Genomic DNA, 15,244 nt, shown 5'->3' on the forward strand with positions numbered 1-15,244 from the left:
GTTTAATATGGAGGTGAGTGATATCAAATTATCGATTAAAGTAATAATTTCTTTTCTAATTGTAATTTTCGTTTCCTTTATCGTTTATTCTATTTATTTAATAAATAACTCACCCTTGGTAGTGGCAGTTATCGGATCATCGTTTGAAAAACGTGTTTTATTAGTGGAAGTCGGGAATAAAAGTAGTCTTGCTAAGATTAGTATTAATGAAGTCCTTGTTAACAACAATAATGAGCCAACAAAAGTAATGATTCAGGTGAGCAATTCGTTGAAGGGATTTATCATTTCGAGAAATTTCGAGGGGCAAGAAGAAAGTAAGTACAATTTTAGAGATCTGAAATCAATAGGACTTCAAACCAATACAGATCCGCAAAAACAATTAGATAAAGTAAATAAGGGAACTTCTACTGAAGACGATAAGATATATGCTATTACAATTGACAATGATGAACTTATTCAGAAGGTAATAATTAAATACCGTTTTCTGTGGCTTTCATATAAAAAGGTTATCACGATTTAAAGAACGATATCATGTTACACTAACGGGACACTTTATCTCAATAAAGACACTACGGTAGCCGCGCCAGTATGACCGACTGCAGTTTTCTAATCTAATGGGCTAATGAGCCAGTTAGGTTTATCTGGATGAGCTCGTATTCTAATTTCTGATAAGCCTGAATAACCTTATACAGAACAGAATACTCCTCATGGGAGAGGGAGGTCCGGATGAAGAGTCATCTTATCAGGATCGGAGGAGATAGCATGAGCTTTCTGGAGATCCTTGCATTGCTCACGCTCCTATTAAAGATCATTGAGTTGACTCAAAAAAAGGACTAATTATTTTGTTCAGTAAATGGAGGGGCTTTTTAATGCTTCCTCCATTTTAAATGATCACGTCCTCCAAATGCTTCCCCAATTTTCGGTAATGAGGAATCTGTGAGTTCTCTGGAGAGGTACATTGCAACCTGCCTCGGAAAGGCCACAGCTTTTGTTCGCTTGCGCTCCTTAAATACTTCAGGTCGCAACCCATAATATTCTGCTACATATTGCTGGATCTTAGGGATTGTCACAACTTGTGGGGTCAGGAGGGAATAATATCTTTTAAAGCATCTACTGCTAATTCAACGCTAATTTCCTGGCTAACTAGGGTAGAAAATGCAACAACACGAATGAGAGCACCTTCTAACTCACGAACATTTGTGTTGATATTGCTTGCAATGTATACCATTGCTTCATGAGGAATGTGAATATTCTCTGCCTTAGCTTTTTTTAACAAAATTGCAATTCTCGTTTCAAGGTCTGGAGGCTGAATATCTGTTATGAGACCCCATTCGAAGCGTGATCGTAATCTTTCTTCTAGTGTTTGAATTTCTTTAGGCTTCCTATCACTTGAGATAATAATAGCTTTGCCTTCCTCTAGAAGAGAATTAAATGTGTGGAAGAATTCTTCTTGTGTTTGTTCTTTACCAGCAATGAATTGAATGTCATCAATCAATAGAACATCAATATTTCGATACATACTTCTAAAAGCTTCACCGCGGTTATTCATAATCGCATTGATAAATTCATTAGTGAATTTTTCCGATGTCAAATATAAAACATTAGCATTAGGATTGCGGATTGGAGTTTTATTTTTATGATCCAGAAGGGAACAAACATGTTGCATGGGAAATGCAAACCGTGGTTACTAGACAACTGGATAAACTTGTCTTTGGTAACTGTTATTTTGAAGGAAGTGTAAATGAATTCTTGTCGAAAGTATCTGCAAATTCTCGCGGAACATCAAAAAAAGTCAATTTCCTTGATACTAATAAATTAAGGGAAGAGGACCCAGAGGGTTTTCAAGAGGTTATCGATATTTTACAAGAATTTAATCTAAAACATTCAGAATCATTAACTATCATTGGTCTTTAGAAAATATAAAAGTATAAATCAAATTAAACCATTAGAAGGGAATGAACAAGATTTGATCGATTCAGGAATACTCTCCCTTTCCATTGTTAGAAGGGGCATTCAAACAAACTTCAGGGAGAGGTGAGGAAAAGAGGCTGCATGTTCAGTTTCAAGCAAAGGTTGTCCTATAATGCATTTTGGTGCATAAGATAAGGACTTTTTTTTATTATGTTAGGTTAAGCGCTTAACTCATATCTGAGGAGGAACGAGATGTTGTGCTTAAGAAACAAAAAGTGGATAAGCATGATGACAGTTATATCTCTATTGCTCTGCCTTGTTGTACCGAATGGCGTTGTATTAGCGGATGAAGCCAATACGGCTCCTGCTGATTTAGGATTAGTAGGGGAATGGAAGTTTGAGAGTATGGTTGGAGGTGTAACGCCTGACACCTTCAGGAACAATGATATTGTAGTATCAAAGGCTGCACAGGGAAGCGGTAAATTCGGTAAAGGTCTGCTACTTAACGGATATGACAGCTATGCTACGATACCGAATCATAACTTAATCAACACAGGCAGCGATTTCTCTCTGAGCATGCTTGTTAATTTCGACTCTACGTATACGAATCGGAACGTGGTGCTGGTACAGCAGCAAGGGGGAAGTAACACAACCTTGCTGAAGCGCAGACCCGATGGTCGTATGGAATCATCACTCGGCGGAGTAGCCACAATTGGAGCAACTCCAATCGAACCGAAAAAGTGGTACCATGTCGCGCTTGTGCGTGAAAGCGGAACGGTGAAGTTGTACGTCAATGGCGCCTTGGACATGACGACAGACAATACACAGATGGACTCGAATACAGGGGAAATCCGACTTGGTGCGGATACATTCCCGGATTCTTCTAATGCGTGGCCTGGATATATCGACGAGGTTCAAGTGTATGACCGGGCATTGACGGATAAGCAAATGCAGCAAGCGCCAGGACTGGTCTGGCCGGCGATTACACTCAGTGGCAGCGCAGATATGACGCTGTCTACCAATGAGGCATATGTTGAAGCCGGAGCAACAGCGACTGATGCTGTAGACGGCGACCTTACAGCTAGCATCCAAACGACAGGCAATGTCGACACGAGTAAGGGTGGTATATATACCATTAAATATACGGTGTCGAGCAGTCGGGGAGATAGCGCAACTAAAGTGCGGACCGTCAAGGTGGTTCCACCCAAGACGCTGTCTCGCGCAAGTCGGATATTGATTGATAGAGGACTGCAAATGCAGACATGGATGCCTACAGAGGAAATGGGCAGACCATTCGCAACGCCAGAGGAATGGAAAGGAAGTAATTTTACAACGGCTACTTATTACGAATGGCCTCTTTACAACAAAAGTTTCCATAAAGCTTTACCGGATACGCAATGGGCACTTGTTAAAGGTCTGGACGGAGGTCCCAAAGATGGAGGGCCCAAAGATGCCGATAAGAATGGGTTTCTCACCCCGGATCAAGCAGCGAATTTAAACAACTTAATTACGCTCTGCTTTGGGGATGAAGAAACATATAGCGAGGATGTTTTGAAGACATTCACGGATTGGTTCAAGCTGAGTCATCAGTTATATCCGAATGTACTTGCCCATAGCAATCAGCAGTCACGTCAGTGGCAGAGAGATAGCTTCGAAACGTACATTAAAACGGCAGAACCTGATTTGCTCACTTTTGATGATTATACGTTTTCGATGGGAGGTACGGATAAAAATCTGTTCACAACCGTACTTAACAATATTAATGATCAACGAACGATCGCCTTGGGAGGCTACGATAGAACAGGCCAAAGCCCGATTGCTTTTGGTCAATATTTGCTAGGCTTCAAGACAGGCAAGGAACCAGCTGATGTTGGTCCGTATATTATTACAGAGTCACAAGTGTACGGTATACCATTTGCAACACTAACGCTGGGTGGGAAATGGCTGAGTATGTTCCGCTGGGAATATGATAGCAGGTATTTCTTATTCTTTGATAAAGATAGGAAGCCTACGCCGCAATATTATCAGTATGCAGAAATGGCCCGCCAAATTAAAAACCTAGGACCGCATCTGGTGAGATTGAACAGTACGGATGTATTTACGGTACCTGGTCAATATAAGGATGCAAGCGGGGCAGTTGTAAACAATAAAACACCGAAAGAAACACCTGTACTTAATAAATTTAACAGGCTTACGCACCCTTACTTAAGAAACATGACTGTCAAAAATAACGGCACAGAAAATAACGGACTAAATGGCGATGCACTTATCGGATTTTTTGATCCGCTTCCGGATACGCAATCATTCTTCGGATCAACGGATAGGGAATACTTTATGGTTATGAACGGATTGACGACAGGAAACGGACTCCTGCCGGATCAGCAGCACGGATCAGGCGCTGAGACGAAACAAACCATAACGGTTGAGCTGAATTTGGCTAAATATACGCCAGATGCTATTAAAAGAGTGAGCAGAGAAACAGGCAAGCTGGAGGCGGTTTCGCTTAAATCTCTCGGAGGTAACCGTTATCAGCTGAACGTAACGCTGAATGGCGGCGTGGCGGATTTGTTCCAGTTAGACAAAACGAAGGTCAACTCTAGTTACGTAGCTTTGGAGTCAGCCAGCCTACCTAGTAAGTTAGAGCTCAATCCAGGCGAGACTAGCGCTCTAAGCCCGGTTGTGTCACCTGCTAGCGCGACGGAAAAGGGCGTGGAGTGGAGTTCCTCCAACGAGAGCATCGCGAGAGTTGATGCAAACGGCAATATTACGGCTGTAGCTGGAGGGAAAGCTTTCATAACAGCTACAACTGTCGATGGTAACAAAATGGCTAGGATTGAGGTTACGGTGTCATCAATGGCGATACCGGTCACAGGGATCACGGTAAGTCCTGCGGATGTTACGCTTTATAGCGAGGATTCAGTGAAACTGACAGCATCCATTATCCCGGATTATGCAACGAATAAAGCGTATGTGTGGTCAAGCAGCGACGAGACAATTGCAAGTGTGGATCAGACGGGTAATGTAACTGCTGTTGCGCCAGGTAAGGCTACGATTACGGCTACGACCGTTGACGGGAGCTTCACAGGGACTAGCTCCATTACGGTGCTCGATGCATCTAGTGAAGCATCGATGTCGGAGTTAATCGTCAATGGAGGAAGCGCGGATCTTTCTTTTAACAGCAATAAGTTGGATTATACATTCACCCTTAATGCAAGCGTGGATACAATGACGCTGCAGCCTCGGTTGAAGAACAGCAAAGGAACAATAGAAGTAAATGGTACGAAGGTGAACAGCGGCCAATTGATTACAGCCAAAGTTCCACTGGGCAACAGCAAGATCGTATTCGTTACGAAAGCGGTTGACGGAATCACGTCAAAAACGTATACCGTTACGGTGAAACGCAACAAGAACGTTGCGCTTGAAGCGAAAGCCGCTCGTGCGACTTTTACGGAACACGGTACGAATTGGAATATTGATACGAATGATTACACGGAGGGTGCGAATTTACCGTCTGCGATGATTGATGGCAAAGTCGAAACGTATTTCCAAAGCGCGAGAATAGAAGAGTTAAACCCAAAAGGTGAATTTAATCCGGCTCATAAGATTTTGCTGGAATGGGATGAGAATAATCTTCAGGACTTCAATAAACTTGTACTCGTTGTCAACAAAGCACAGCGGCAAGGATTAACGGTTCTGGACATTACGACAACCGAGGACGGAGAAACTTGGGATGAGTTAAATTCGAGCAAATTAACTTGGCAGACCGATAGCGAGGATGAGTACGAACGTATTACGATTGATTTGGCTGATTATAAAGCGTTCTATGGGCCTGATTACAAAGGTATAAGAGGCATTTATATACTGCTGTGGAAAGCCAATTTGAATGAAGACAAACGTTATGCCATATCCGAGATGGAACTCTACAATGATAAGGATGCGACGGAACCAGTAGAATTGTCGGTATCTGATATTCCGGCAATTGGGGTGAAGGTGAACCCGCCGTCTGCCGAACTCCTTATTCACGGAACGACGAAGCTGACCGCTGTGTTTGAACCGGTAAATGCGACCAACAATTCCGTTCAGTGGAGCAGCAGTGACGAGCGTGTTGCAACCGTTAACGGAATCGGCATGGTTACCGCCATTAGCGTGGGAACGGCGATCATAACGGCAACAGCAGGGGAAGGCGGCATTCTTACTTCTTCAAGTACGATTAAGGTGACGAGTCCAGACAGTGATGCGTCGTTGTCAGCGCTGCTGGTGAACGACGGTAGTACGAATATTGATTTTAATAGCAGTAAAACCGAGTATACGATTAACATCGCTCAGGGCGCGGACACCCTAACATTGAAACCTACGATGAGTAAAGCTGACAGTACGATGAAGATCAACGACATTGCAGTTACTGCAAGTCAATGGGTTACGGCCAAGGTACCGATGGGTAACAGCAAAATCCATATCGTCGTTACTGCTAAAGACGGAGTAACAATCAAGACGTACACCATTACGGTGAAACGCAATAAGAATATTGCACTTGAAGCGACGGTGGTCAATGCAACATACAACAATCATGGACGTGATTGGAGTGCCACCGATTACGACAACAAGAGCGAGCATTCACCGCTTAAGATGATCGATGGTGACGATAATACGTATTTCCAAAGTGCAAGCATGCCAATATTAAACGGAAAAGGTGAATTTGATCCTCCGCATCGGCTTATGTTGCAGTGGAATAGTGATAATCTCAAAGATTTCAATAAACTAACTTTGGTCGTTAATAAAGCACAACATCAAGGATTGAAGGTGCTGGATATTTCGACGACAGAAGATGGGGAGGAATGGCAAGAGACCAAATCTAGCGTCTACCTAACGTGGGAAACGGACAGCCCGGATACTTATGAACGGGTAACGATCGATTTGCCTGATTACAAGGAAATTTACGAGCACGAAGGACATGAATATAACGGATTAAAAGGTATTTATATATCTCTTTGGGCTGCGAACTTGGATGATACAGACCGCTACGCCATCTCCGAATTTGAACTGTACAATGAGAAGGATGCGACAGAACCGATAGTATTGACGGTAAACAATACTGTGGCAACTGGTGTAACGGTGAACCCGCCATCAGCAGAACTTCTTATTCATGCAACGGTGAAGCTGAAAGCGGTATTTACACCAGCAGATGCGGTCAATACTCCGGTTCAATGGAGTAGCAGTGACGAGCGTGTTGCTACCGTCGATGGGAATGGAAATGTTACTGCGATTGGTGTAGGAACGGCCATCATCACGGTAACGGCGGGGGAAGGCAATCATCTTACCGCGTCAAGTACAATTACGGTAAAGCCTGATCCAGTAAAGCCAGATCCAGAAAATCCGTATCCATACTACTCTCCGGTAACGCCACCTACAGTGATTGTAGAAAAAGGCTCAATCAACTTGGTTGTGACGAAGGTAGATGCAGCAACTGGTGAAGCGAAAGCAGCCGTTGTCATTACGGACTGGAATAAGGCAGTTGAAACGGCTTCAACAGATTCAGCTGGCGTCAAAGTCATCAAAATTGACGTTCGGAAAGCAGATGGTGCAAAATCCTATGTCATCGAGCTTCCGAAAGAGGCAATTGCCTCGAATGATGTCAAGACGAGGATTGAGCTTTCCACAGAATTCGGAACAATTAGTGCTCCAGCTACTATGCTGAATTCCATGGATTTGACGGGTGTGAATAGCATTGCGCTGTCTATAGCTGCTGGGGATATATCATCATTGGATCCTGCTGTGAAGACGCAAATCGGTAATCATCCAGTTATCGAGCTTAGCGTCAAAATCGATGGGAAAACGGTTGCTTGGAGCAATCCGAAAGCTCCGGTGAAAGTATCGATCGCTTATAAGCCTACGGCGGAAGAATTAGCCGATCCAGAGCATATTGTTGTATGGTACATCGACAGCACAGGTAAAGCCGTGTCGGTACCTAGTGGCAAATATGATCCGGTAACAGGTATGGTTACGTTTATGACGAACCACTTCAGTAAATATGCGGTAGTTTTCGTCCACAAAACATTCAATGACATCGGTGGCTTATCATGGGCGAAAAAACAAATTGAAGTAATGGCATCCAAAGGAATCATCAACGGAACATCAGAAAACGCATTTGCCCCGAAAGAAACGATAACGAGAGCTGATTTTGTTGCGCTTCTCGTGCGGGCGCTTGAGCTGAAGGCTGATGGTATCGAGACGAACTTCTCCGATATTCCTGCTTCCGCCTATTATTATAAGGAAGTAGCAATTGCCAAGAAGCTAGGAATCGCTACCGGCACGGGAGATGGCAAATTCAACCCGTTGCAGCCGATATCCAGGCAAGATGCGCTTGTACTGCTTCATAAGGCGATGAAGGTCGCTGTCAAACCGATCGTTGACGGATCTGCTTCTGATCTGAATCGTTTTGTCGATAAAGGAGAAATTGCTTCATACGCACTAGGTCGTATAGCTGCACTTGTCCATAGTGGCATTGTTAAAGGAGACGGCGTCTCTGTTCATCCAATAGCTACTTTGACTAGAGCTGAAGGGGCAGTCATGCTGTACGATATGTACAATAAAGAATAATTTGCTTATCTAATCAAGCTGTTCCTCAGTCATTTTGATGACTTAGGGGCAGCTTTTTTTGTTGCCGGGATGTTGATGATCTAATGACTGAGCTAGCGTTTAAGAAGTTGAGAGTATCCTTTTAGGAAGGGGATAGTACGTAGAATTTGACTAAAAAAATGAATGGAAATACGATTTTGATTTCGTCTACTTTTCCATATCTACAGCTTTCTCATAAGACAATGAATAAGAAGCAATACTACTTGTATAATTTCGTATCTCAAGGAAAAAGGAGGTCCCCTTGGAAACCCAACTGTTCCCCATCAAGATTGCATTCATCGCCTTTCCCTTCATTGCCTTCTTACTAACACTGCCCTTTTTAATCTACAATTACAGGCGCTACGGTTAGCGTCCATTAAGTCAAGGCTCTCGCCAAGGACACTATAGTTTAATAAATAACTAAATCGCGGCAGCTGGCAATAGATCGGCAGCCGCGTTTCGCTAACGGGTAGTTTAGCGTAGTAGTTGGGCTGGTTTCGATATGGTAAAATAAGTTAATATCTATAGAAATGTGGGAGAAGCCATGGTAGATAACGAATTGTATGTATATCACATTGTTACTAAGAAAAAAATGTCTCTGGGACAGGTGATATACTTTGATGACAACCAAAAAAAATACCCTGTATCACTTCTTTTTTGAGAAGGAACGTTTGAATTCCAAAGGCGAAGACTTTATTCAGATTCTATACAATCATTACACAGATGAAGGTTTGAAGATGAACAAAGAAAATGCCGAAGTAGCGATTAGTTATATAGGGCAGACAATTAGAGCTATTAGAGAAGTTATAGTTGAAATGGTAAGACTACAAGACTATCCTGAATACCCTTCAAGATTGTCCTGTTTATACGCTGCTAAAAGCTATGAAGACGCATTGAAATGGAAAGATATATTTGAATCATACAATCGAATAGTTTTACAACTTGTTAAACTGAGGGTTGTAGGGAGTTTCTTTGAGGGCGATGGAAACCTTTTACCGAAAGAAGATGGGGTTCCCTTCTTCTTAAAAATCGAACAGGCTAGGGCATATTGGAAGGGAAATGTTAAAAATGAACTTCCTGAGCTTTTGATTAATGGAGAAATTGAGGTAGTTGAAATTCTTGAAGATTTCTCCGTTTAATTTACAAGCGTTGCTGATAGTTGACCAAGAATGTAAGAGTAAAATCATTAAGCTAACGGGACACGATAGTGTAATAATCGCCTCATGTGCGGCAGTAGCAATAACGGCTGAGACGACTCCCTAAATCAAATACGGAGCCCGTCGGCTAGGCTGTAAGCTCCATTCCTGTATTATCCCGTTGAGGGGCAAGTGCCAAACGCGCTATCGTATAAAAAAATCGGCCCGATTCATAAATATTTCCTCAAGCTTCTCCACTATGGGCCCGCTTTCCTCGGATTTGCGTTTCACCTCGAGCCATTCCGGGTCTTGTCGAAACGCACCCCACAGCCGTTGCCGTTCCTCCATATCCTTATATTCCATCACGTAATACAACTTCGGAAGCCCCGTCTGATCGATCCAGAAATCGTACACCTTTATTTCCAACCGCTCGAAAATACTAAGTGTATGCTGGCTGAAACGTTGCTGAATCGCTTCCATTCTCCCCTCATGCATGGTATAAATGCGCAACTCGTAAAGCATGCCCATTCCCTCGCTTTCTGTAAATCGTAGAGTTTTTTCGTTGATCGTTGCCTACTCTCAGTTATTTTACCAGTAATCTTCGACCCTGGGTATAACTTCCTCCTTCTCTGATTCCAGATTTAAAAAAAATTGCCGAAAGGAAGGAGTTTTAATTAGCTCAGCTCTTCGCTCAACTAACGGGCAGTTTAGTTGAAGATCATACTCGGTGAACCGTACCCTAAATAAGGGCAAGTTTTTTTAATTGAATTGCTTGGTTTAGATGGGTTTTGTTATCTTTGGGCTTATCGTGGAGAGAAAAGTGTCAAATCTGTCAGTGCTGTCAGCTCGGTGGAACAGACGCAACTGATACAATTTTCGGTTTTCTCGTCACAGAACATGTGAAACAAACCCCAAGTGTCATATTGGTATATAAGCACTCCTAGTATAGCTTAATGGAGTCGTCACGTATGTCATACTGGATATAATCCCACACGTGGATATATACCAAAAATTGCTTGAAGCGGTTTTAAGCTAACGTGAAGTTTAATGCAGATTAGTTGCAAAAATCAAGAAGATCGCCACACCATATCGGGCAGCGATCTTCCAACGTTTTACTTGCAACAAACTAATCAAGATGTAATGCAACATTACTTATGAGTTATTACTACTTCTCATTCCTCCAAGAATAATGCTATACCCATCTGGATCTAAAATTTGAGCATTTACAAAGTCCCAGCCACCCCCTGAACTTTCAATTGGTTCCATTCCAATCGTGCCGCCTTTTCCTCGTACCTCATCAACGATAAGAGCCACATCTTCCCATGGCGTATGAACGAAAGTATCCCAGGGTTCATCCGGACCTTCCCACGTATCGGGAATACCTATAATTTTTGCGGAGAGGGCATTGGGTCGTACATCATGCGGTGATACTGCCTGCTGTAAAATCACTTCCATTTCGCCGCGTCTTGCGTACCCCCAGTTGTTCACCTCATCGCATCCTAATACGTTGCTGTACCATTCCATTGACTTCTTCAAATCGGAGACAAGGCGTACTTGATACGTCTTTTTAAATATAAATTGTTTATCGTGATTAATTTGTTCTTCTGTCTGAGGACGCCTCGCGCTTAAAACCAAGTTGTATCCGTCCAGGTCAGACAAATGAGCTTTCTTGTAAGTATGACCTCCATGCGAGTGCTCAAAAGGTTCAATCGCAATGTTACCACCGTTGCTGCGAACTTCCTCGACAATGTAATCTAGATTTTCCCACTCCACGTAAATCAACGAATCCCAACCATAATCCGGGCCATCCCATTCTGTAGGGTAATCGGTGTGCTTCTTCGGCACAGAGTTTGGACGAATATCCTCCGGTGAAGCAGCCTGTAATAAAATCATTCCCATGCCTTCCCTTGTTGCATGGCCATATCCGCTAATGTCGTTACATTTCAACACATCGCGAAACCATTCCTGAGACTTTTTAACATCAGATACTAGACGTACTGGGAACGTTAATTCAAATTTCCCTTTTCTGGCCGCATCTTTAAAATCCAAAATTCACAGCTCCTTTAGCTTGAATTTATTACCATTGTACCTATTCGTTATATTTGTATAATTTCCTCTAGAACGATAGTTGAACAAGCGAGATCAAAGAAATGGTCATCCTGCACAAGGATGGCCCTAAAAATTGCCGTTACAGACAGCGTGGTGAACCGTACCACAAGTAACGCAAGTTTTTTGGAGAATCAAATGTGCTTTAGCAGGGAAAATGTGGATATTAATCGAAATGTTATTTTTATACGATTCAGAAACCGAAAGGAGAAACGAAATGAGCGAACTAGGTGTTAAAGATAACACGTGTAGAGTGGTCAAAAGAGGATTCTTAGCAGTTGGAACAAGGCATGAAGCGAAGTATTCAGAATACCCAACCGTAATTCCGCAATCATTTGACTCTTTAATAAGTCGTATGGAGGAAATCCAAAATCGAACTGGTGAAAAATTGGCTCTATACGAACCAGGTAATATGCACCCGATAACCTTGGAGCCTACTATACAACCGCTCAAGTCACAGAGATTGGTTCTATTCCACAAGGAATGGTAAGCCAGACCACTCCTGTGTGCACTTATGCTGTCTATACGCACAAAGGTGAGATTTGGAAAATAGGTGATGCTTATGGTTCTCTTAACCGTTGGATTGATGAAAATGGCTACAAACATAGTAAAGGTTGGGTAGTGGAGTTGATGGACGAAAGATTTAATCCGACTTCACCTGAAAGTGAGCTAGAGATTTATACGCCAATCGAAGAGAAATAGTCGACGAAAGAGGAGTGACCCTGCAAACCATCGTTTGTGGGTCTTTCTACGTTCTGGCATGAATCAATACCTTTGTTTATTCAACTAACGGGACACGTTTGTTGAATAGCCAGGGAGCAGATTACTGCGGTAGCTGCTCCCTGTTTTCATTGAAGTAACGGGTAGATTAGTCAACCAAACGCTGAACTGTTTACTGGGAACATAAACAAGTCAAATACTATACTATATATAGTCATTTGACTATTTCATTGTATTGTGGAGGTAAATAATGATTACTTATCAAACCGACCGCCAGATGATACCTCATCCCATTCTTCTGGAGGCTAAACAAATTGCTCCAAATCAAATTTCAATTAATTATGACCAGCCGACTGATTTAGCATCAGCAACGAATGTTTCTAATTACTGGATTAGGAGTAACATGGAGCGTCCCACTGGTATTGCAACCGTGGGAATGAGCGACGCACTTATGGCATCAAACGCAATACGTCCTGATATGGGAATGATTACACCTGCCGACAATTCGAATATGAGATTCAACATAACATTTAGGGTTAATGCTATGTCAGGTGTCATGTATACGGTACTCCCTTGTTTTGTTAATTTAGAGGGAATGACAGGTTATAGGGGTGAGAACTGGGGTCCCTTCAGCAGAAATATGTTCATCGGCATGTAAATCAAATTTTGAACTATCACTGCTGTAATAATTTTTTGTTACATTAACGGATACGATAGTTGACTAATAAATAGATCACTGGTTATGCGGGTTATTTAATGCAGAAATCATGTGTAAAAAATGTGTATAGTGATATGAGCTTCTATTGTATTCAAACAAAAAGCCGTAAACCCTTAATTATCAAAGGTTTACGGCTTATTATCTATACAATCAATTTATGTAATATAAGAATTGATGGCGTCCAAGAAGGAAGGCCGTTATCGTCATACTCGCGTTGCGATCCGTTGTATTCTTAATTTCTATAGCGAGGATCAGAGATGATTATCTTGATTCCAATATAGTGGAATCACCAGTAACAATCATCCAAACAAAGTGAGATCATCCTCCATAACATAACGTGTACTCAAAAATAGGGAGGTGTTGACATGAGCGATTTACGTGGAGGTTTGTTTACAAACACTAGTACTATTCTTGTATTGTTCATCTTGTTAGTTATTGTCGCTTGCGCTTGCTGTGGTTTTGGTGGTTTTGGTATCTAACAATGCCTATATAGTACAGTAAGTGCCTATTGTCTATAATATGATATTTGAAATGAAAAGAGCCTTGGAGTAGGGGCACACTTAACGCATTCTTTGCACAATATTTCTAGCTCATACAGTCACCTTTTTAAAGCATGGTTGCCAACTTCTGTGGCACTGTGCTTTTTTATTTGTACTACAGAATAAAAAGCCTCGGAGTGATCCGGTTTTCCGACATTCGAATGCGATTGGCTCTTTTTGCCGAGCTCTTTCATTGCCGCTTCAAACTGCGGAACTTTGTCGGTAATCACCGGATCTAACTCGCCATAGTGGCCCAGAACCGGACATTCGATTAATAGGACAGCTCTTCCTTCTGAATCGGCAATCCATAAAAGATGACAGCAGCGTTCAAGGAAAGAGTCCCGGCTTTCAAGTAGCGCTGACAACATTCAGCCCATTTAAAATCCGTCGGCGCCAATGCGACTTCCCTTTGTTTCCGGATTATTTTCGATTGTTTAGAATGCTCTGGACAATAGAATCCAATTTGGAATCAAGAAAAAGACCATATGGGTATAGGGCAGGATTCAGCGCTGCCAGAAAAGATGACGGACGATCATATCCAATAATTGCGCCATTCGGGTTACCGTTATCATAAAGACATACTCGGAAAGGAACGTATAAGCTGGCTCGAATATCAATGGCAAGTATGGGTTCAGCAAAGACTCCGTTGCCAATTAAATACATACGACATTTTTTGATACCATTTTTAAGTGACATTAATTGACCTTGATCCACATGAAAAAAAATCGCAAACCCATGTGGACCTGCCATTTGTTGAAAAGCTTTCTCCACCTTCTCCCAAGACGCTTTTTCTTTGACAAGTGTATTTTGGATTACAGGATCCCATCGTCCCAATTCCCGCTCAAATGCTACTACAAGGGCTTCATAGCTTAGACCTGTTGTGATATCCTCTCGAATGATTGATGTATGGGTAATTGCCTTGTATGGACCAAAGTGCATCATAATCATCCTTTCATGAAAAAACGACTTTAGATTAATCTATGCCCCTGCCCAAGAATTGCTTCAAGACTGAGAAATATCTCGATGGGAAAGTCATCATAGACCATTTTGAAGGAACATTCCCGGATGTAGCTGATTTAGCTTAATACCATCCTTTCTATCCTAGTCCGTTCGGTAATCGGTCAATGTTCTTGACATTGCCAAATGACAAGAACTTGATCCGATATTCAAAAAGCCCGCGATTTTGATATTATCCCCTTATGGTTGACAGTGAAGAAAAGTCCACTGGTATACAATGGACTTGAAAGCTGCAACCGGAGGGGATTTTTCATGGCAAAAAAGGGACAAGTATTCATCCAATACACGGAACAATTAAAAAACGAAGCCATTCGACTTTATGAGTCAGGGGTAAGTTCTCGAGAAGTAGCGAAGCAATTGAATATACGTAGTAAATGTCAGGTGCTCGTTTGGGTTAAGAAGTCTCAAAAAGGAGTTTCGTTAGAAGATGGTCGTGGACAGAACACTTTCCACAAAGGACGGCCTAAAACGAAGTTTGCAAG

The 15,244-nt window shown here is 42.2% G+C and carries 10 protein-coding genes and 3 pseudogenes; 8 read left to right on the plus strand and 5 right to left on the minus strand.

Features of this window, described 5'->3' with window-relative positions:
• Positions 1–13: 13 nt before the first annotated feature.
• Positions 14–520, plus strand: a complete 507-nt coding sequence (locus tag C558_RS0129145; protein ID WP_156826309.1) for a hypothetical protein — start codon at positions 14–16, stop codon at positions 518–520.
• 367 nt (positions 521–887) lie between these two features.
• Here C558_RS0129145 and dnaA read toward each other — a convergent pair.
• Positions 888–1,615, minus strand: a pseudogene (dnaA, locus tag C558_RS32155) (chromosomal replication initiator protein DnaA); the annotation flags it as partial.
• 56 nt (positions 1,616–1,671) lie between these two features.
• Here dnaA and C558_RS0129160 point away from each other — a divergent pair.
• From C558_RS0129160 to C558_RS32175, 3 genes and pseudogenes are all read left to right on the plus strand, one after another.
• Positions 1,672–1,914, plus strand: coding sequence for a hypothetical protein (locus C558_RS0129160; protein ID WP_040676126.1), 243 nt, complete (start codon positions 1,672–1,674; stop codon positions 1,912–1,914).
• Positions 1,915–2,196: 282 nt separating this feature from the next.
• A complete protein-coding gene (locus C558_RS34505; protein ID WP_211220815.1) occupies positions 2,197–8,508 on the plus strand; it encodes an Ig-like domain-containing protein in 6,312 nt (2,103 codons plus the stop codon).
• A 562-nt stretch (positions 8,509–9,070) separates the two neighbouring features.
• A pseudogene (locus C558_RS32175) lies at positions 9,071–9,665 on the plus strand (DUF2441 domain-containing protein).
• Between the two features lie 201 nt (positions 9,666–9,866).
• Here the strand turns inward: C558_RS32175 and C558_RS0129180 are convergent.
• Positions 9,867–10,190 (minus strand): NIPSNAP family protein, encoded by a 324-nt coding sequence (locus tag C558_RS0129180; RefSeq protein WP_018759833.1) that lies wholly within the window; start codon positions 10,188–10,190, stop codon positions 9,867–9,869.
• A 624-nt stretch (positions 10,191–10,814) separates the two neighbouring features.
• Positions 10,815–11,711: a VOC family protein gene (locus C558_RS0129185; RefSeq protein WP_018759834.1), complete on the minus strand. Its 897-nt coding sequence runs from the start codon at positions 11,709–11,711 to the stop codon at positions 10,815–10,817.
• A gap of 489 nt (positions 11,712–12,200) precedes the next feature.
• Between C558_RS0129185 and C558_RS32180 the strand changes: the two are divergent.
• The 3 genes and pseudogenes from C558_RS32180 to yjcZ form a co-directional block, all read left to right on the plus strand.
• A pseudogene (locus tag C558_RS32180) lies at positions 12,201–12,470 on the plus strand (GyrI-like domain-containing protein); the annotation flags it as partial.
• Between the two features lie 268 nt (positions 12,471–12,738).
• Positions 12,739–13,146 carry a hypothetical protein gene (locus C558_RS0129195; protein WP_018759837.1) on the plus strand — a complete coding sequence of 136 codons (408 nt, stop codon included), beginning with the start codon at positions 12,739–12,741 and terminating at the stop codon, positions 13,144–13,146.
• A 425-nt stretch (positions 13,147–13,571) separates the two neighbouring features.
• Positions 13,572–13,685, plus strand: a complete 114-nt coding sequence (gene yjcZ, locus C558_RS33515) for a sporulation protein YjcZ (protein WP_083927311.1) — start codon at positions 13,572–13,574, stop codon at positions 13,683–13,685.
• A 119-nt stretch (positions 13,686–13,804) separates the two neighbouring features.
• On the opposite strand, the gene C558_RS0129200 is transcribed toward yjcZ, so the two are convergent.
• Together C558_RS0129200 and C558_RS0129205 are read right to left on the minus strand one after the other, a co-directional pair.
• A complete protein-coding gene (locus C558_RS0129200) occupies positions 13,805–14,113 on the minus strand; it encodes a dienelactone hydrolase family protein (RefSeq protein WP_018759838.1) in 309 nt (102 codons plus the stop codon).
• Between the two features lie 52 nt (positions 14,114–14,165).
• Positions 14,166–14,687 carry a DUF302 domain-containing protein gene (locus C558_RS0129205; protein ID WP_245583902.1) on the minus strand — a complete coding sequence of 174 codons (522 nt, stop codon included), beginning with the start codon at positions 14,685–14,687 and terminating at the stop codon, positions 14,166–14,168.
• A gap of 327 nt (positions 14,688–15,014) precedes the next feature.
• Here C558_RS0129205 and C558_RS0129210 point away from each other — a divergent pair.
• The coding region (locus C558_RS0129210) for an IS3 family transposase (RefSeq protein WP_018759840.1) at positions 15,015–15,244 on the plus strand (230 nt) is incomplete at its 3' end.

This window comes from Paenibacillus terrigena DSM 21567 (assembly GCF_000374845.1).
GTDB classification, from domain to species: domain Bacteria; phylum Bacillota; class Bacilli; order Paenibacillales; family Paenibacillaceae; genus Paenibacillus_K; species Paenibacillus_K terrigena.

Bases quoted from the DNA above. Each gene is read 5' to 3' on its own strand.
- C558_RS0129200 (WP_018759838.1), bottom strand. From the start codon at position 14,113: ATGTTGTCAGCGCTACTTGAAAGCCGGGACTCTTTCCTTGAACGCTGC.
- C558_RS0129205 (WP_245583902.1), bottom strand. From the start codon at position 14,687: ATGATGCACTTTGGTCCATACAAGGCAATTACCCATACATCAATCATT.
- C558_RS0129195 (WP_018759837.1), top strand. From the start codon at position 12,739: ATGATTACTTATCAAACCGACCGCCAGATGATACCTCATCCCATTCTT.
- C558_RS0129180 (WP_018759833.1), bottom strand. From the start codon at position 10,190: ATGGGCATGCTTTACGAGTTGCGCATTTATACCATGCATGAGGGGAGA.
- C558_RS0129160 (WP_040676126.1), top strand. From the start codon at position 1,672: ATGCAAACCGTGGTTACTAGACAACTGGATAAACTTGTCTTTGGTAAC.
- C558_RS34505 (WP_211220815.1), top strand. From the start codon at position 2,197: ATGATGACAGTTATATCTCTATTGCTCTGCCTTGTTGTACCGAATGGC.
- yjcZ (WP_083927311.1), top strand. From the start codon at position 13,572: ATGAGCGATTTACGTGGAGGTTTGTTTACAAACACTAGTACTATTCTT.